The 16,824-nt window shown below is 35.5% G+C and carries 20 protein-coding genes; 4 read left to right on the top strand and 16 right to left on the bottom strand.

Features of this window, described 5'->3' with window-relative positions; all coding sequences use genetic code 11:
* Window positions 1–136 precede the first annotated feature (136 nt).
* Window positions 137–862 carry an NAD-dependent protein deacylase gene (locus tag B5P40_RS22635; RefSeq protein ID WP_113709921.1) on the bottom strand — a complete coding sequence of 242 codons (726 nt, stop codon included), beginning with the start codon at window positions 860–862 and terminating at the stop codon, window positions 137–139.
* A 287-nt stretch (window positions 863–1,149) separates the two neighbouring features.
* On the opposite strand from B5P40_RS22635, the gene B5P40_RS22630 reads away from it, so the two are divergent.
* A complete protein-coding gene (locus B5P40_RS22630) occupies window positions 1,150–2,637 on the top strand; it encodes a peptide MFS transporter (RefSeq protein WP_016101120.1) in 1,488 nt (495 codons plus the stop codon).
* 492 nt (window positions 2,638–3,129) lie between these two features.
* Here the strand turns inward: B5P40_RS22630 and pcp are convergent, their stop codons facing one another.
* From pcp to B5P40_RS22585, 9 genes are all read right to left on the bottom strand, one after another.
* Window positions 3,130–3,777 carry a pyroglutamyl-peptidase I gene (gene pcp / locus B5P40_RS22625; protein ID WP_113709920.1) on the bottom strand — a complete coding sequence of 216 codons (648 nt, stop codon included), beginning with the start codon at window positions 3,775–3,777 and terminating at the stop codon, window positions 3,130–3,132.
* A gap of 16 nt (window positions 3,778–3,793) precedes the next feature.
* The gene (locus tag B5P40_RS22620; RefSeq protein WP_078175779.1) at window positions 3,794–4,756 is read right to left on the bottom strand and encodes a DUF979 domain-containing protein; all 963 of its coding nucleotides are present in this window, start codon (window positions 4,754–4,756) and stop codon (window positions 3,794–3,796) included.
* A 1-nt stretch (window position 4,757) separates the two neighbouring features.
* Window positions 4,758–5,453: a DUF969 domain-containing protein gene (locus B5P40_RS22615; protein ID WP_002142352.1), complete on the bottom strand. Its 696-nt coding sequence runs from the start codon at window positions 5,451–5,453 to the stop codon at window positions 4,758–4,760.
* Between the two features lie 34 nt (window positions 5,454–5,487).
* Window positions 5,488–6,261: a 5-oxoprolinase subunit PxpA gene (pxpA, locus tag B5P40_RS22610; protein WP_113709919.1), complete on the bottom strand. Its 774-nt coding sequence runs from the start codon at window positions 6,259–6,261 to the stop codon at window positions 5,488–5,490.
* An 18-nt stretch (window positions 6,262–6,279) separates the two neighbouring features.
* The gene (locus B5P40_RS22605) at window positions 6,280–7,269 is read right to left on the bottom strand and encodes a 5-oxoprolinase subunit C family protein (RefSeq protein ID WP_113709918.1); all 990 of its coding nucleotides are present in this window, start codon (window positions 7,267–7,269) and stop codon (window positions 6,280–6,282) included.
* A complete protein-coding gene (gene pxpB, locus B5P40_RS22600; RefSeq protein ID WP_113709917.1) occupies window positions 7,260–7,973 on the bottom strand; it encodes a 5-oxoprolinase subunit PxpB in 714 nt (237 codons plus the stop codon). The genes B5P40_RS22605 and pxpB overlap by 10 nt, the downstream gene beginning before the upstream one ends.
* Before the next feature lie 14 nt (window positions 7,974–7,987).
* Complete coding sequence (locus tag B5P40_RS22595; protein WP_113709916.1) at window positions 7,988–8,740, bottom strand: IclR family transcriptional regulator; 753 nt, start codon at window positions 8,738–8,740, stop codon at window positions 7,988–7,990.
* 157 nt (window positions 8,741–8,897) lie between these two features.
* The gene (gene lepB / locus B5P40_RS22590; RefSeq protein ID WP_113709915.1) at window positions 8,898–9,449 is read right to left on the bottom strand and encodes a signal peptidase I; all 552 of its coding nucleotides are present in this window, start codon (window positions 9,447–9,449) and stop codon (window positions 8,898–8,900) included.
* Between the two features lie 23 nt (window positions 9,450–9,472).
* Complete coding sequence (locus B5P40_RS22585) at window positions 9,473–10,150, bottom strand: copper homeostasis protein CutC (RefSeq protein ID WP_113709914.1); 678 nt, start codon at window positions 10,148–10,150, stop codon at window positions 9,473–9,475.
* A gap of 187 nt (window positions 10,151–10,337) precedes the next feature.
* On the opposite strand from B5P40_RS22585, the gene B5P40_RS22580 reads away from it, so the two are divergent.
* On the top strand, window positions 10,338–10,808 hold the full coding sequence (locus B5P40_RS22580) for a hypothetical protein (protein ID WP_113709913.1): 471 nt from the start codon (window positions 10,338–10,340) through the stop codon (window positions 10,806–10,808).
* Window positions 10,809–10,972: 164 nt separating this feature from the next.
* Here B5P40_RS22580 and B5P40_RS22575 read toward each other — a convergent pair whose 3' ends face one another.
* From B5P40_RS22575 to B5P40_RS22550, 6 genes are all read right to left on the bottom strand, one after another.
* Window positions 10,973–12,121, bottom strand: a complete 1,149-nt coding sequence (locus B5P40_RS22575) for an acyl-CoA dehydrogenase family protein (RefSeq protein WP_113709912.1) — start codon at window positions 12,119–12,121, stop codon at window positions 10,973–10,975.
* Between the two features lie 154 nt (window positions 12,122–12,275).
* The gene (locus tag B5P40_RS22570; protein WP_002128006.1) at window positions 12,276–12,908 is read right to left on the bottom strand and encodes a YdcF family protein; all 633 of its coding nucleotides are present in this window, start codon (window positions 12,906–12,908) and stop codon (window positions 12,276–12,278) included.
* Between the two features lie 322 nt (window positions 12,909–13,230).
* Window positions 13,231–13,818 carry a GNAT family N-acetyltransferase gene (locus B5P40_RS22565; protein WP_078206973.1) on the bottom strand — a complete coding sequence of 196 codons (588 nt, stop codon included), beginning with the start codon at window positions 13,816–13,818 and terminating at the stop codon, window positions 13,231–13,233.
* 160 nt (window positions 13,819–13,978) lie between these two features.
* A complete protein-coding gene (locus B5P40_RS22560; protein ID WP_002013657.1) occupies window positions 13,979–14,359 on the bottom strand; it encodes a VOC family protein in 381 nt (126 codons plus the stop codon).
* Between the two features lie 90 nt (window positions 14,360–14,449).
* Window positions 14,450–14,965, bottom strand: coding sequence for an SRPBCC domain-containing protein (locus tag B5P40_RS22555; protein ID WP_113709911.1), 516 nt, complete (start codon window positions 14,963–14,965; stop codon window positions 14,450–14,452).
* Window positions 14,966–14,994: 29 nt separating this feature from the next.
* Window positions 14,995–15,339, bottom strand: a complete 345-nt coding sequence (locus B5P40_RS22550) for an ArsR/SmtB family transcription factor (RefSeq protein WP_000014568.1) — start codon at window positions 15,337–15,339, stop codon at window positions 14,995–14,997.
* A gap of 439 nt (window positions 15,340–15,778) precedes the next feature.
* On the opposite strand from B5P40_RS22550, the gene B5P40_RS22540 reads away from it, so the two are divergent.
* Window positions 15,779–16,294: a hypothetical protein gene (locus B5P40_RS22540; RefSeq protein ID WP_242473724.1), complete on the top strand. Its 516-nt coding sequence runs from the start codon at window positions 15,779–15,781 to the stop codon at window positions 16,292–16,294.
* A gap of 249 nt (window positions 16,295–16,543) precedes the next feature.
* The gene (locus B5P40_RS22535) at window positions 16,544–16,786 is read left to right on the top strand and encodes a hypothetical protein (RefSeq protein ID WP_080118808.1); all 243 of its coding nucleotides are present in this window, start codon (window positions 16,544–16,546) and stop codon (window positions 16,784–16,786) included.
* Window positions 16,787–16,824 lie beyond the last annotated feature (38 nt).

Here is a 16,824-nt window from a genome sequence, read left to right as displayed (position 1 = left end):
AAGATTTAATTTTCAGTTTTTGATTTTCTCATCCTATTTATTACCATTCCCCTTATACGCAATAACATGAATATAATTCATACAAAAAAACTGAGGTGGACATCATTCACCTCAATTTCTTTACGAAAACAAAAACTTATTTAATCGAAGATAACCCTTTGGCAAATTCACCAATCTTATTTTGAAAAACAAAATCAAAATTGTATTCTTGCCCTGTTAACTCTTCATTTACTAAAATTGTTGTTGCGCCTACTTCTCTCTTTGCGATTTCTGGTAATGAAGCGACAGGTTGCACTTTTAATGACGTTCCCATTACGAGAAGTACATCTGTTTCATATAAACGTTTTATTGCATTTTGATATTGTGGTAACGTATCTCCGTATAAAACAACATCTGGGTTTAGAATGAAATTACACTTCCCGCAACGCGGTACTTCATGATCAATCATATATTGTAAATCATATCCCGTTTTACACTTCGGACAATGTGCAGTTTGAAGTGTTCCATGTAAATCAATTACATGTTTACTACCACCTACTTGATGCAAACCATCAATATTTTGCGTTAAAATCGTTATGTCTTTCCCTTGTTCTTCTAACTCCGCTAAAAAGCGATGCCCTCGATTTGGTTTATATTGATGAAACGTATTAATTTGAAAGATTTCTTTATAATGCTTCCAAAACTCTTTCGGATTTCTATTATAATAGCCTCTCGACAAATACATCTCTACATTCGCATCAGCATATAATCCATTTGCTGAACGAAAATCAGGGATTCCACTTTCTGTGCTTGCACCAGCACCTGTTAACACTGTAATTTTCTTCGCTTTTTCTAAAATTGAACGTACTTCTTCAAATTGCACAAAAATCACCTCTATGTATATTCCTAAACTTATTATACCAGTTGTTTACAATAGTTGTTGTACAATTCATTTTACTTACTTCATTGCATGAATTAACCCCCAACTTTTTTGGGTGTAATTAAAGTTTCAAAGATAACTACTGTTCAATTAAAATAAAGTTATCATTTAGAAAGCAGCCAGAAGGCTGCTTTTCTTCATCGGTAGGCTTAGATAGTTATGGACTACTGGGAGCCTCTTAAGTTATACTTGTATAATATCAAAAATTAATAAGGGGTAATATTAACATTATGAAAGAAAAAAACGAACTTGTTCAAAGTATTCCTCAAACAGGATTTTTTGGGCATCCAAAAGGATTATTCTCTTTATTCTTCACTGAGTTTTGGGAAAGGTTTTCTCATTACGGAATGAGAGCTATTTTACTGTATTATATGTACTATTCGGTCGCAAAAGGTGGATTAGGAATTGAACAATCTACCGCAACCTCGATAATGGCAATTTACGGTTCCTTACTGTTCATGTCTAGTATTATCGGTGGATGGATATCGGATCGTTTATTTGGTCCAAGTAAAACCGTATTCTTTGGTGGCGTTTTAATTATGATTGGCCATCTTATTTTAGCTTTACCGGGTAGTAAAAGTGCGTTATTTATCTCTATGGTCTTCTTAGTTCTAGGAACAGGGTTGTTAAAGCCTAACATATCGAACATCGTAGGAAGTTTATACAGTGAAACAGATGCGCGTCGTGACTCAGGGTTCAGTATATTCTACATGGGTATTAACTTAGGTGCCTTACTTGCACCTTTAGTTGTCGGAACATTAGGTCAGCAATATAATTTCCACCTTGGTTTTGGAGTTGCGGCAATTGGTATGGCAATTGGGTTAGGGGTATTTGTTGGAACAAAACAGAAAAACCTTGGTCTAGTCGGTACGCAAGTACCTAATCCATTATCAGATTCGGAAAGAAAAAAGACTATTAAGTATTTCAGTGTTGGTCTGGTTGTATTAACATTGCTAGGTGTGGTTACAATTCCAACTGGGTTGTTAACTATAAATCGTTTTACATTCCTGATTAGTATCTTAGGGATTGTTATTCCAACCTATTATTTCATTTATATGTATCGTAGTCCTAAAACAACAAAAGTAGAGCAATCTCGTCTTCTTGCGTATATACCACTCTTTATTGCAGCTACAATATTTTGGTCTATACAAGAACAAGGTGCTATTATCTTAGCGACATACGCGGATCAACGAACTCAATTACAGTTCAATGGAATTACATTGCATTCCGCTTGGTTCCAATCATTAAGTCCAATCTTTATCGTAACGCTTGCCCCGATTTTTGCATGGGTTTGGATAAAGTTAGGCAAGAAGCAGCCTTCAACGGCAAAAAAATTCGCTATTGGATTGCTATTTGCAGGTTTATCATTCTTAGTTATGATTATTCCGGCTTTAATCAACGGTACTCACTCTTTAGTGAATCCTATGTGGTTAGTCCTTAGCTTCTTTTTAATTGTAATTGGAGAAGTTTGTTTATCTCCTTCAGGGTTATCAATAACGACGAAGCTGGCTCCAGCTGCTTTCTCTTCGCAAACCATGAGCTTATGGTTCTTATCAACTGCGTCTGCGCAAGCAATAAATGCCCAAGTTGTTAAACTGTATAATCCTGCAACAGAAGCAATTTACTTTGGTATTATTGGTGCTATCTCCATTTTAGTTAGCATCCTGCTGTTTACATTATCATCAAAAATCCAAAATTTCATGAAGGGACTTCAATAACGGTCTCTTATTGAAATGAACAAATACAAGTTTCTATGTGAAGAGTAGCCAAACGGGTTACTCTTTTTTGTAAAAGTTAGATAAATATTGCATTCTTACCGTACTTATATTTAAATTTATCAGTTTTGAAAAATCATAGTACAATTAACAATTCTGATGATTATCTCTTACCCAATTATACTTTACTAATGGAAAAAATTCACTCTGTTTGTTTTACATAAAAATGGTGTGATATTTTTATCACACCATTTTAAAATCATTACTTTGTATGTCTTTGAGTTTATCAGAACTTAACTTTTTATCCATTCATATAGACGAAAATTCTACATCATTAAGAAACTATTTAAAAAGTTCCCTTTTATTTGGAACAATTCCATATTTGTTAGAATACTCCCATTGCAACCTTTCCCTTTATATTCTATACTGCATCTTCAATTACAAAATACAAACACACAAAGAGGGCTGCATCAGCCCTCTTTAATCTACTATTATTTAATGTGTCGTACCCCCAATTTCTACAATATCCACCTCAACTTCCATCGCTACCTCAATTGCCAATTCTATCCCTTTACTAATAGTAGAAAGTGACATACTCGGTTGACCTGGATAGTTAGTAGCTTGTTCTGGTAAGAACGGAATATGAACAAATCCGCCTTTTATTTTCTTATCATGTTTCTCTAGTTCGTGCATGAGACCATAGAATAAATGATTACAAACGAATGTACCTGCCGTTTGTGAAACAGATGATGGTATACCTTCTTCACGAAGTTTTTTCACGATTGCTTTCATCGGAAGTGTAGACCAATACGCATTAGGTCCTTCTTCTACAACCGGCATATCCACCGGCTTGTTCCCTTCATTATCAGCAATTCTTGCATCATCAATATTAATTGCTACACGCTCTATCGTAATATCTGGTCTGCCCCCAGCTTGTCCAATACATATAATCATTTCAGGCGACAACTCTTCTATATACTCTTTTAATACTCTTATTGATTTATGAAATACGGTTGGAACTTGTTTACTAATAATCTTGTACTCTCCGATTGTTTTTTCATGCAAACTTTTTGCGACTTCCCAAGCTGGGTTGATACTTTCTCCCCCGAACGGATCAAATCCTGTTACTAATACTGTTTTCATAGTTTCACTCTCCTAATTAGAAACGATATACAAGGCCGTACATAATAAACATATTTATAATAAAAATGGAAAGAGCAATTGGTACTTGTGCTTTAATGACTGCATTTTTATCTTTCAATTCTAAAAGCATCGCAGGTACGATATTAAAGTTTGCTGCCATTGGAGTAAGCAGCGTTCCGCAATATCCAGCAAACATACCTAGTGCTGCCATAATTGCTGGGTTTCCTCCGTGCATTTGCACAATTAAAGGTAAGCCGATTCCACCAGTGATTACTGCAAACGCTGCGAATGCATTCCCCATTACGACTGTAAATAGCATCATTCCTAAACAATAGGCCATAACAGCAACGAATGGATACTCTGTCGGTAACACTTGTCCGACTAAATCAGAAACAACTTGTCCAACGCCAGACTTCGCGAAAATACCGCCAAGTGCCGCTAACATTTGTGGTAAAATAACTGCCCAACCAACAGCTTGTAATAACCTACTTCCTTCTTGAACAGGCGTTGTTATTTTGGATTTCGTAATACGCATCGCCGCAATGAATGCGAGTAATGCTCCTAACGCTAATGCAACTAATGTCACTTTATCTGGATCAACAAGTGCGACATTTCCCCATTTGATTTTCCCTAACGTTAACGTACCGATTATCGTAAAAATAGGAATTAATAGTGCAGGCATGAAAATTTTATTCTTTAATTTCTCAGCATGTTTCACACGTTCTTGCACTGGTACTTCTTTCTCCTCGGATTTTGTTACTTTATTCAATGAAGCTAACACGACCATAGCGAGCACAATACAACCAACGTAAAATGAAGGGATTACATTTCCGAATATAAATGTAACTGCAAACAATGCCCAAAATAAGCTAGAACCAAATCGGTTTGGATGTTCACGATCAAATGCAATACGAACGGCGATAAATGCAACGATTATACCTAATACATAATAAATTGTATCCATTGTTATGATGTTCATCTTATATAGCCTCCTTCTCTTGTTTTTCTTCTGCTTTCATTGTTTTCTCTATATACTTATCAAACCTTCTAAACCTGATCCAGCTCACAATAAGGGCAGATATCGCAGTTGGAATGCCCCAAAGCGCCATATCCCATACACCGACATGCATACCTACTGAATCGAAGAACCCTTTCATTAATAAAATGGCACCAGTTGCGATAAAAATATCTTCTCCGAAAAACCAAGCTGTGTTTTCCGCAGCTGCTGCATTTGCTTTAATTTTTTCTCTCAATTTTTCAGGGAGTTTACCATATTTACCTTGCGCAGCCCCTTCTGCCATCGGCGCAACAAGCGGTCTTACCGTTTGTGCATGCCCACCAATATTCAGTCCAAGTGCTGCTGATGATTCTCTTATCGTAAAATATGACATTAATACTCTTCCAGTTGTTGCTCCTTTTGATTTCGTTATAAGTGCTTCTGCTCTTTCTTTTAAACCATAACGTTCTAAAATTCCGATTACCGGTAAAGTTAATATGATTGGCATAGACATATATCTGTTTTCTATGAAAAATTTACCGAACATGCTAATCACATCATAAAAACTTAAGCCTGAAACCATACCAGTAACAATACCCGCAACCATAACTACTAACAGTGTATTTAGCCTAAATAAAAACCCAACCGCAACAAGTAAAATCCCAATTAATTTCACCAATTTTAACACTTCCTCTCATTTTTAATCCCGCAAATTAAAGTTTCACTTTATTTGGTGCGCATATAGAAATACCATTAAGTTCGAATGTTCTGTATATTTTTCCCGCAAATTGGACTGCTTTCTCTCCATCCCCGTGTAAACATATCGTTTGCGCTTGAACTGCTACTTTCCCGCCATTAACCGATTCTACATACCCTTCTTTCACCATTTGAAGTACTTGTTTTATTGCTTCATCTTCATTTTTTATAAGAGCATTTTCTTCTGTACGGCTCGTTAAAGTTCCATCCTGCTTATACGTACGATCAGCAAAAGCTTCTTGTACGAGAGTTATATTATATTTTTCTGTTGCCTTTATAAATGCCTCACTATTCGCTAATCCGTAAAGTAATAATCCAGGGTTAATATGATAAATTGCCTTTGCGATTGCATCCGCAATTTCCGAATCAATTGCCGCCATATTATATAAGGCACCGTGCGGTTTTACATGTTGCATCTTCCCACCGGCAGCTTTAACAAATCCTTCTAATGCGCCAATTTGATATAAAACATAATCGTATACTTCACTTGCTGAAACGTGCATGTTCCTTCTCCCAAATCCAATTAAATCAGGAAATCCAGGGTGTGCTCCTATTGCTACATTATGTTGTAATGCTTTTTCAACTGTTTGCCGCATAATGGCCGGATCACCAGCATGAAAACCACAAGCAACGTTTATAGAGGAAACGAACGGAAGAATTTCATCATCATTCCCCATTTTATAAGCTCCAAAACTTTCTCCTAAATCACAGTTTAAATCGATTGTAGTCACGATGTTTTCCTCCTAATCTCAGCTTCGTAAAGCGATGAATTTCTTTAATAGACTCATACTTGTTTCCTGCTTTATATATAATTGTGTAGCTTCTTCCATAGTTATTTTTTCAAAAGTTACATAGTCTCCTGGTTTCAGCTGCGCTAGAAGAGGTAAATCTACTGAAATTACATTTCCAATTCTCGGATAACCACCTGTCGTTTGTCTATCCGCCATTAATATAATAGGCTGTCCACCATTCGGTACTTGAATTGTTCCGAATGTAACTGGGCTCGATAAGATTTCTATCTCTTTAACTCTATTTAAAACATCTCCATCAAGCCTATATCCCATGCGATCAGCATAATTGGATACTTTATACTCTTTCGAAAAAAACGACTTTATACTTTCTTCTGTGAATTGATCATATTCAAAGTCTGTTATAACGCGAAGAATAGGATGCTTCTTATATTTTGGTAAAGCATTGTTACAAATTCCCCACTTCGTTTTTATACGCTTTTCTTCTTGTAAATTTTGAATGAAGCGACTTGCAACTTCTGCCCCTGTACCAATTTGAAAATAATCTCCTTTTTTCAGCATTCTCCCTTCAATACCGCCAAGAGCAGCACGTATGTAAGTACTTTTACTTCCCATCGTACGATTAATATTTATACCGCCCGCAAAAGTCACATATGCTCTGCAACCGCTTTTCGCTTTTCCGAGGCAAAGCATGCTTCCTTCTTCAGCTAATATGGGGCGCCATAATGGAATGCGTTCTCCATTTAATAACGGTTCCATATCCGCACCGCCAATCGCGAGCAATGTCGTTTTCTTTATTAACAATTTAGGTCCCATTATTGTAATTTCGAGTCCAGCCTCATTCTCCTCATTACCTACTAACATATTAATCATCCTGAGTGCATTTTTATCCATAGCCCCGCCAACAGGTACACCGTATTGTTGATAATGAGATCGCCCTAAATCTTGGACTGTTGTAAACATTCCTGCATGCAAAATCTCTACATCCATTCTTTAGCCCCCTCAAGCGATACGTACTCTTCCTTTGTTATTGGTATAAATCGTAAATACATACCACTTTGAATATATGTTGGTGTTTCTTCTTTTGGATTAAACAGAGAAATAGGTGTTCGGCCGATAATATTCCAGCCTCCTGGTGTTTCAAGCGGATAAATACCCGTTTGATTTCCGCCAATCCCTACTGAACCAGGAGCGATTTGTAACCGTGGTGTTTCTTTTCTAGGTGTTTCTAGTTCTTTTGATAATCCCCCTAAATAAGGGAAGCCAGGCGTAAAGCCTAACATATACACGAAATATGTTGTTTCACTATGTATTCGAATAACATCCTCTACTTGTAATCCTTGATAATGCGCAACCTCTTCTAAATCTGGTCCATATTCTCCCCCGTAACACACTGGTATAGAAATATGTTTCACATCTCGGTTCACTTCTTCTTTATATGAATCACACAGCTCCCGTATATACTGGCAAACATAATCATATGGTCTTATATTTCTATCATTTTTCATCCATACTTCGTACAAATTGTAGTACACCGCTAATGAAGTAAACGACGGAACGCATTCAACCATTCCTGCAAATGGATGCCGCCTTAGCGCTTGAAATAACCGTTGCACTTTTTCGTATATATCCATCCCAATTTCTTCACCAAATGTAACAATAATTGCTTGATCCCCTAACGCAGAAAATTTCATCCCACTCCCTCTTTCTATGCCAAAAAGCCGAGTTCTTTCGAAATGCGATTCGCTGTTTCTTTCACTTTCGCAGTAAAATACGCAATGTTACTTTCGCTATACTCAATTGCTAAACCTGAAATACTAATACCTGCTACAACCGTTCCATCATTCGCAAAAATCGGAGCTGCTATAGCCGCTGTATGATTTTCTAATTCAGAATAACTAATTGTATATCCAGCTTGTTTTGCCATATGTAATACTTCTAACAAATGCTCCTTATTCACAATCGTTCCATCTGCAAACTGCTTTAAATCCGTTTCCTCTATGTACTTTCTTTTCTCTTCCTCAGAAAAATACGATAGTAAAATTCTCGGACATGCACCCGCATACAGTGGAGCCCTTCTTCCAACCGCCGTATAAACACGTACTGGCTGAGCTCCTTCCATCTTCTCAACATAAATCGCGTCATTACCATCTTGAATAATTAAATTTACTGCTTGCCCTAAACTATCTCTAAGCTCTTTCATATAAGGAATCGCAATATTTCTTACGGATAACCTTTGTGAAACAAGTTGACCAAATCGTAAAAAAACGACTCCGAGACGATACTTGCCCTTTTCTGTTTTTTGTAAAAAGTCCATTTCTTCTAACGAGCCAATTAAACGATAAACAGATGTTTTCGGCATATTCGTAAGCTGAACCATCTCTGTCAAACTTAGCTCCTCATGCTCATAAAACAACTCTAAAATATCCATTGTCTTAACTGCCGTTTTATTTATACTCATTCTATCTCCTTCTCGTTCCGAATTTCGGAACTTCAATTCCGTTTTTCGAAACAAACATATAATTTAAAATTATAAAATATTCTTTCAATTCTATCAATCTTTTTTTTACAAACAAAAAAAGTATGGAAGAATATTTCTCCCATACTTTCGCTTTACTTTATAACGCTCTCACTTGTTTCAACGGCCAGAAAACAGCTTGTCCTTTTCCGACAATTTCATCTTCTGAAATAAATCCAAACATACGACCGTCTTTAGATACTTCACGATTATCTCCTAAAACAAACACTTGGCCTTCTGGCACTTTCGTTTTCCCTGTGATTTGTTCTAACGTAAAATCAGGAGTTAATACACGACCAGACGCCTTTTCTTTAAATTCTTTTAAATACGGTTCTTCCATCGCTTTTCCGTTTACATATAAAACATCATCTTTATACTCAACTGTATCACCCGGTAAACCAATTACTCGTTTTACTAAATCATACCCTTCTTTTCCTTGGAAGACGATAACGTCAAAACGGTCTAATCCACTTATACTATAACCAATCTTATTCACGAGAACTCGTTCGTTATTTTCTAAAGTGGGCATCATCGATTCCCCTTGTACTAATGAAGGTGTAAATAAAACACCGCGAATAATAGCGATTAATACAAGGGTAAATCCTATCGTTTTAGCCCATGAGAATAATTCTTTCTTCGTATTTTCCTTCATCGTTTCTCCTCTTTCTTAAGTGTTTATTTTATTATTTGAACTAATTCTTGTACTAAATTAGGATCAATTTCAGAAAAACATGATTTCCCTTCTCTTACCGCTGTACCGACATGAGCTTGAGAAATTCCAGTTTCATCTAGCAATTGTTTTACATTCTTTTTCGTTACTCCGCTTCCGACAACAAGCTGTATATTCCCTTCACTTTTCTTTTGCATTGCTGCAAGAACCGGAATATTATCTACTACATTTCCTTGTCCGCCTGAACTTAAAACGTGAGTAACTTTATTGAATTTCTTCAAAACTTTCATCGCTTCTACTGGATTTTCTGTATCATCTATCGCACGGTGATACGTTACATTTATTCCATCTACAACAGATAATAAATCTACTAATTTCTCTTCATCAACTTCATTTTGTTCATTTAACACACCTAATACAACACCAGCAGCTCCAAGATTTTGAGCAACTACAATATCTTCTTTCATCATTTCAATTTCTTCTTCCGTATATGTAAAAGACTTCGCATGCGGACGAATCATAACATGAACTGGTATTTGCACTGCATCTACTGCTTTTTTTATAAAAGCATAGCTCGGTGTTAAACCACCTTCCGTATATGATGAAATGAGTTCAATTCGATTTCCACCAGCCTTTTCAATTCGCTTCACATCTTCTAAACAAGTTGCAATAACCTCTAGCATGAGATAACCTCTTTTCGTACTTTTTTCTTATTATACAGTAGGTGAAATAAGAAACATAGCATTCCACTATAAAACTATAAAAAGAAGAATGAAAAGAAAGATTTATTGAATTGATAATAAATATCATATATGTTATGTTTTTCTTAAAATTATACATTCTTATATTCTTATAAAAGGAGAGAAATATATGCTTCTTACAAAAAAACGGTTCGTTATCTCTAGTTCATTTATTGTAATTGCATCACTTTGCGCGATTACTTTATTAACAAAACCAAATACAAAACTAGCTTCCTCACCTTCAAGTATAGAAAAAGAAACTATTACCCTTTCATCAGGTAATAAAGAAGAATTTCAAACCTTTCATTCATCTTCATTTAACAATACACATACATTCCGCGGGGACATGGGTACTGAATTTGACTTTAGTGGCCAAGGTGACTTAAATATTACGATTAAAAATACTGGTACAAACAGTTTCACTTATTCAATTAAATTCAAAGAAGATCGTCTAGTAACACACACGTTACAGCCAAATGAAAGTAAATCCTTTACTTTACGTTCACTTATCGCTAACCCTTTACCAGGTGATTATTCGATATTTGCACATAATCAAGACGGTTCTGAAAGTAGTATGAATCTTGAAGTGCAGCCACAATAGAACAAATTAAAAAGGCGATCCTCTTACCAAAAGGATAGCCTTTTTAATTTGTAAAACGAGAATTCCCTCTTCTTTGAACAATGACATAATACATGGAATTATATCAACGATTCACCGACAACGAAAAGCCTGTTCCTGAACGGAACAGACTTTATATTTCTTCATTACGACCGAAACGCCGCATCCGCCAGCATAGACAGTGTTGCATCATCCATCGGCGGATTGTGTAGTCCTGCTCTTACGTTTAAATAATAACGATGAAGCGGATTTTTTTCTGATAAACTTTTCGCCCCGACAATACGCATTGCTTTATCTACAATAGATATTGCCGCGTTCGTTACAACATATTTTGCAGCTGCTAGTTCGGCTTGCAATGATAATTTATCTTCTGCCTCATCGTATTTTTTCGCAATTTGATATAAAAAGACACGAGCTTGCATAAGCCCAAGTTCTAATTCTCCAACTAACCTTCTAACATTCGGTAATAAACTTATAGAATGATTTAAACTGTTTGGCTTGTATGATACCGCAAACTGAACTGCATAATTTCTTGCTGATTGTGCAATTCCTAAATAACATGCTGGTATATGTAGCAACCAGCCAATACCCTTAGCTTTAACTTTTGAACCCTTTATATCAGTGAAAAAGCGATCTGGTATCTCTACATTTTGTAAAACGAGATCATGGCTCGCAGTTCCTCGCATTGCGATGCTATCCCACGTTTCTTCAATTGTCACGCCTTGCGTATTCTTTGGAATGACAAACTCTCCGATATCTTCCTGGCCTTCAATACTTGGTGAAATGATAAAATAATCAAGTACTGGTGCCATTGTCGTAAACGTTTTTCTTCCATTTATAATCCACTTCTCACCTTTTTTTACAGCTAATGTCTCTGGTTTCCCGCCGCGCGTAGGACTACCTGTATTCGGCTCTGTTGCAGCTCTATTAAAAAGCGTACCATTACGTACTTCTTCACAAAACCAAGTGAACATTTCCTCATTCCAAGAGCGATTTTCAGCTAATTCCTTTACAATGCCAAGGTGCCATCCAATTGATAATGCGGTAGCACCGCAGCCTTCTGCTATTTTCTCTTGAAATAAAACGAAGTCATATAAAGAAATCGCATTGCCTCCCAATTCTTTTGGCAACGTTAATTTCGTATATCCGATATCTTTCAAATTATTAATATTTTCATACGGAAATGATCCTAATTCACTTAGTTGATGCTCCCTTTCCATGAACTTCGGAATCAATTTATTTATTTTCTCAATAACTAAAGATTGTTCTTCTGTTTCAACAAATGAGAGTGCCATACATAATCTCCTTTATGTTCGATTCATAAACCGTTCATTTTGTCATTATGATTATATGAAGTTACTTCTCTATTGTTTCACTATTCCGATAAAAATACAATGCTTTTGAACAATAAGAAAAGTTCCTATAAAAAAGATAGGTTCTTTTCTTATATTAATCCCCTTTCAATGCCTTTAATGGCAAAGAGGTTACATATCCAATATACGAGCATAATTCTTTAAAAAAGAAAGGGATTTCTGTATCTAACGTTTTATACGCTGACGTTGGAGTTGGTGATGCATACGCTTCAATTTTAATATGTTTTGCAATTTTCATTGCACGTTTCATATGAAGTGGATCACTCACAATCGTATATGTGCGTATTCCGTTCTCTATTCCAACTTGCTTTGCATTCTTTAAATTGTCCTCTGTGAAAAGGGATTTTGTTTCAATTAGAATATCCTCTTCTTTCACACCATGTTTCAGTGCATACACTCTAGCAGTACGCGCTTCCTCAAGCTCTGCCTCAAACTTTGTACCACCTGTGAAAATAATCTTTTTAATATTACCGTTCTTATATAAGGAAATTGCATGATTAATTCTTTCTTTAAATACAGGAGATGGTTTTCCGTTCCATGAAGCTGCTCCCAGCACGATACCAGCATCTGTCTTCACACCATCATCTGTTTTAAAGCGATAACTCCAAATATCGTAAGCTGCATAACTTACATATAAAATAATAGAACAAATCATAAGCAAGAATACTTGCAAGATTTTTCTTTTCTTACTTTTCTTATTTTCTTTCATTTATAACTGCCTCCGTACATCATCCATACTTCTATATAAAAACGTATATATCAAATCATTTTGTTTGAATTTGTTTAAAAGAAGGAATTTTTCTTATCATATATATGCATTAAAGGGTTTTCATTTAAAATTGAGGATTATCAATTCATTTTTCGTTTGCGGTTTTCATTACATTTGTGTAATTTATAAGTTTATTACCATACAACTACATTGTAACGAATTTTTTATCATAATGGAATGATGAAACAAAAGAAGTAACTGTTTTGTAAGAAAAAAGGTATATTTTTCATCTTGACGATCAATACACCTTTAATAATATGAATTATCGTTTTTCTGTATATGACTCTAATTTTTCTAATAACCTTTCCTTTACAGCTGGCCATTCATTTGCAATAACACTATATACAACTGCATCTCTAACATGCCCACTCGGTAATTTTCTTTCGTTTCTAAGTACACCCTCTTTTACTGCGCCGAGTCTTTCAATTGCTCTTTGTGCTTTTTCATTTCGTGCATCCGTCTTAATTTGTACCCTCCGCATATGCAACTTTTCAAAAGCATATTGTAATAACATATACTTACATTCTGTATTCATACTCGTACGTTGCACACTTGGGTCATACCACGTTTTCCCTAATTCCACCGTCTTATCTTCAACTGAAATGTTATATAAGCGTGTACTCCCTACTATTTCATTTGTCTTTTGATCAACAACAACAAATGGCAAATCCTTCCCCGCCCCATAAGCTTTTATCGCCTTTTGAACATATTGCTGCATATCTTGAACAGTATCCATTTTAGAGATTAAATACGCCCAAATATCTCGATTTCCTTCCACGATTGAAAACATTTTTTCGACATCATTGCTATCCATTAACCGTAACTTTGCTCTTTCGTGAATAATTTCCATTTGTAAGCCCCCTTTGTTGTAACTATATCATACTCCATCACCGTTATATCGTTATATAAGAACATAAAATTATTTTTATATCAAGGAATAAAATATATCTTTAAAATAAAAAGTGCGATGCCTTTTATTCAAGCATCGCACTCATAAATTGAATTGAAATTTACTTCTTTTCCATTACTGCAAAATAATTATTTTCGCTATCTGCAAAATTAAATATTCTACCTGAAGGCATATTTACAATTTCTCCGACTGTAACGTTTTTGTTTACTAAATCACTATATAAACGATCGAATTCTTTTGAGAAGAACATTAAAGAAGGTGTGCCAAGATTTAACTCCGGCTGCATTTTAGCAATTAGCTCCTTATTATGGAGAATAATACTTGTTTCAGCTTCTTTAGTTGGAGCAATTTCAATCCATCGCATTCCTTGACCGTTATCTTCCTCTGAAATGACACTAAACCCTACTTTCTCTGTCCAAAACTCCTTCACTTCATCTTGGTTATTCACATACAACATGATTTGACCAACATTATTAATCATTTATTTTAACGCTCCTTTATAAACAATTTTTATTAAACTCCATACACTTATACCTAATTATCACCGAAAATAAAGTTGCGGTGCAAAAATCTATTTCAGCGACTCCAATCGCTCATTCAAACGATCCCAAGTTTCGGTGATACCTTGTAGCATGCCCATGTCCATAACGGTCTTAAGGGCTTCTTCGGAAACATATTCAGCACGGTTTATTAGCTTTGTCTTTCCACCTAAATCGATGAATTCCAATGTCATCTCGGTTGACGGCATAGAATCATTTACATTGCCTTCAGCATCTGAAAAGTAATCAGTGTAGACGATTTTTTCTGGCTCAATAATCTCTTTATAGACTGCTTTTCCCCATGATTCCATACCAAAAAATTGCTCCAAGTTCTGATTGATACACTTCATACAGTAGTGCCAAACGCCTCCCGGACGGAAGTCGACAGTGCATGCTGGAATTTCCCAACCTCTTGGTCCCCACCAATGTTTCAAATGCTCTGGTTCTTTAAACATACTGAATACAAGATCACGCGGCGCATCGAAAACGCGCTCCAGTACTAATACCCGATCGTTCTCTACTCTTGATACCATTGTATTGTTTGACATGTTAATTCCTCCTTAAATATGAACTGATTTTATGACTTTTCCTTGTTTTGCAATTCCTTCAAATACTCATCTAAATTATCGAATCTCTCTTCCATCACACGCTTAAATGACTGCACCCAACAATCAAGTGCTTGGAAAGGCTCAGGTCGGAGTTTGTAAATCCGGCGATTAGCTTCAGCCTGCACTTCCACAATCCCTGTATCGCTTAACACTTTTAGGTGTTTCGAAGTTTGTGGTTGCCTTAATCCCAAATGTTCGGCGATTTCCCCAACGGTTAAGGGACCGTCACGCAAGAGTTCAACGATATTCATACGATTCGGTTCAGATAAAGCGCTCAACGTCGTCATATTCACGCCCGGAATTTTCCCCGACATATCACTCACCTCGTTAAGTGATGGTCTCCGGTTATAACACATCAATATCATCACTAATATTTTTTTCCTGTTGAATCGATTATAACCAAATAGGAATATTCCCGTCAAGGAATATTCGAAAACTAAAGTAATACCAAATCGTTACTTAATAATAAAAATGGATTAAAAACATTTCACAAGCCTATGTTTTACGATAAAGTGATGCTTTAGTCAGTGGGTTTTGGAACGATTTCCGCGAAGGCTTTGTTTTTATCTGGTCCAAGAAAGCTTTAACACTTTTAATACTATTTAACGCTACAGTATTTTTTGTCCCCTTTTTATTTGATAGTTTAGGCGTTTTATTGGTAGGTTCTTTCTACTTTCCACAAATTATCCCTTAAATTATATCAGTATAATTATTATACTGAATATAGGAATATATTTAAGGAGTTGTTTTTATTTGTTAACTGTATTTATGTTTTTATTTTTGCTACTTTCTATTAGTGCGATAGTAGCTTTAGTCGTAGGTCTTATTAAGCCGGAAAGAGTGATCCGTTGGGGTGCTACTCGTACTCGCCCACGGGTATTATTAATTACAGTACCTACTATTCTTGTTTCGTTTATATTCGCTAGTTATTTCGCTTCTAAATCTATTACACCGGAAGAAAAATTAGCTATGGATAAAAAAAGAGAAGAACAACAAATAGCTAAAGAACAAGAAAAAAAGAAAAAAGCTGAAGAGAAAAAAATCCAGCAAGAAAATGAAAAGAAAGAAAAAGAAGAAAATGAGCGTAAACAAAGGGAAGCTAAAGAAAAAAAGGCCCAAGAAGAAGCTGAGGATAAAGTTAAAAAAGAGGCTGAAGAACAACAAAAACAAGCCGAATTAGAAAAGAAAAAGCAAGAGCAACAAGAGAAAAAAGCTCAAGAAGAGGCTGAGGATAAAGTTAAAAAAGAGGCTGAAGAACAACAAAAATAAGCCGAATTAGAAAAGAAAAAGCAAGAGCAACAAGAGAAGAAGGCTCAAGAAGAATTAAAAAAACAAGAAAAAGAGGCAGCTGCATTCGAAAATAACGTCAAAAAAGTTGTTAATAAAAAATTTGGCGAGAAAAAAGTAGAGTCTATCCAAATAAACGATAATTTAGGAACAGAAAACGAAAATGATAAGATTGTATTAATTACCGCTGAAGGTAAAGAAAATGTATCTAAAAACTATACAAAAAAAGGTATGTGGACAGATACAGTATCTATTTTAAAAGATTTAAGTAACGAAAAAAATATCAGTGAAATTACTTTCTTTTACAAATACCCACTGATTGATGCTTATGGTAACGAGAAAAAAGATACTGTCATGAAAATCAACCTTAACCGTGACACTTTGGATAAAATAAATTTCGATAATTTCTCATATGATAATCTACCGAAAATTTCTAACCAATACTGGGAACACCCTGCTTTTAATAAAAAATAACAAACAAAAGAACCCAACCTTTACGGAAAGGTTCTTTT

Origin of the sequence: Bacillus sp. SRB_8 (assembly GCF_003264205.1) — a bacterium.
GTDB classification, from domain to species: Bacteria; Bacillota; Bacilli; order Bacillales; family Bacillaceae_G; genus Bacillus_A; species Bacillus_A mycoides.
This window is presented reverse-complemented; position numbering and strand designations above follow the sequence as displayed.

Excerpts from the sequence above, each read along its gene's own strand:
- B5P40_RS22630 (WP_016101120.1), top strand. The coding sequence starts at position 1,150 with ATGAAAGAAAAAAACGAACTTGTTCAAAGTATTCCTCAAACAGGATTT.
- pcp (WP_113709920.1), bottom strand. The coding sequence starts at position 3,777 with ATGAAAACAGTATTAGTAACAGGATTTGATCCGTTCGGGGGAGAAAGT.
- B5P40_RS22620 (WP_078175779.1), bottom strand. The coding sequence starts at position 4,756 with ATGAACATCATAACAATGGATACAATTTATTATGTATTAGGTATAATC.
- B5P40_RS22605 (WP_113709918.1), bottom strand. The coding sequence starts at position 7,269 with ATGGATGTAGAGATTTTGCATGCAGGAATGTTTACAACAGTCCAAGAT.
- pxpB (WP_113709917.1), bottom strand. The coding sequence starts at position 7,973 with ATGAAATTTTCTGCGTTAGGGGATCAAGCAATTATTGTTACATTTGGT.
- B5P40_RS22595 (WP_113709916.1), bottom strand. The coding sequence starts at position 8,740 with ATGAGTATAAATAAAACGGCAGTTAAGACAATGGATATTTTAGAGTTG.
- lepB (WP_113709915.1), bottom strand. The coding sequence starts at position 9,449 with ATGAAGGAAAATACGAAGAAAGAATTATTCTCATGGGCTAAAACGATA.
- B5P40_RS22585 (WP_113709914.1), bottom strand. The coding sequence starts at position 10,150 with ATGCTAGAGGTTATTGCAACTTGTTTAGAAGATGTGAAGCGAATTGAA.
- B5P40_RS22580 (WP_113709913.1), top strand. The coding sequence starts at position 10,338 with ATGCTTCTTACAAAAAAACGGTTCGTTATCTCTAGTTCATTTATTGTA.
- B5P40_RS22575 (WP_113709912.1), bottom strand. The coding sequence starts at position 12,121 with ATGGCACTCTCATTTGTTGAAACAGAAGAACAATCTTTAGTTATTGAG.
- B5P40_RS22570 (WP_002128006.1), bottom strand. The coding sequence starts at position 12,908 with ATGAAAGAAAATAAGAAAAGTAAGAAAAGAAAAATCTTGCAAGTATTC.
- B5P40_RS22565 (WP_078206973.1), bottom strand. The coding sequence starts at position 13,818 with ATGGAAATTATTCACGAAAGAGCAAAGTTACGGTTAATGGATAGCAAT.
- B5P40_RS22560 (WP_002013657.1), bottom strand. The coding sequence starts at position 14,359 with ATGATTAATAATGTTGGTCAAATCATGTTGTATGTGAATAACCAAGAT.
- B5P40_RS22555 (WP_113709911.1), bottom strand. The coding sequence starts at position 14,965 with ATGTCAAACAATACAATGGTATCAAGAGTAGAGAACGATCGGGTATTA.
- B5P40_RS22550 (WP_000014568.1), bottom strand. The coding sequence starts at position 15,339 with ATGTCGGGGAAAATTCCGGGCGTGAATATGACGACGTTGAGCGCTTTA.
- B5P40_RS22535 (WP_080118808.1), top strand. The coding sequence starts at position 16,544 with ATGTGGACAGATACAGTATCTATTTTAAAAGATTTAAGTAACGAAAAA.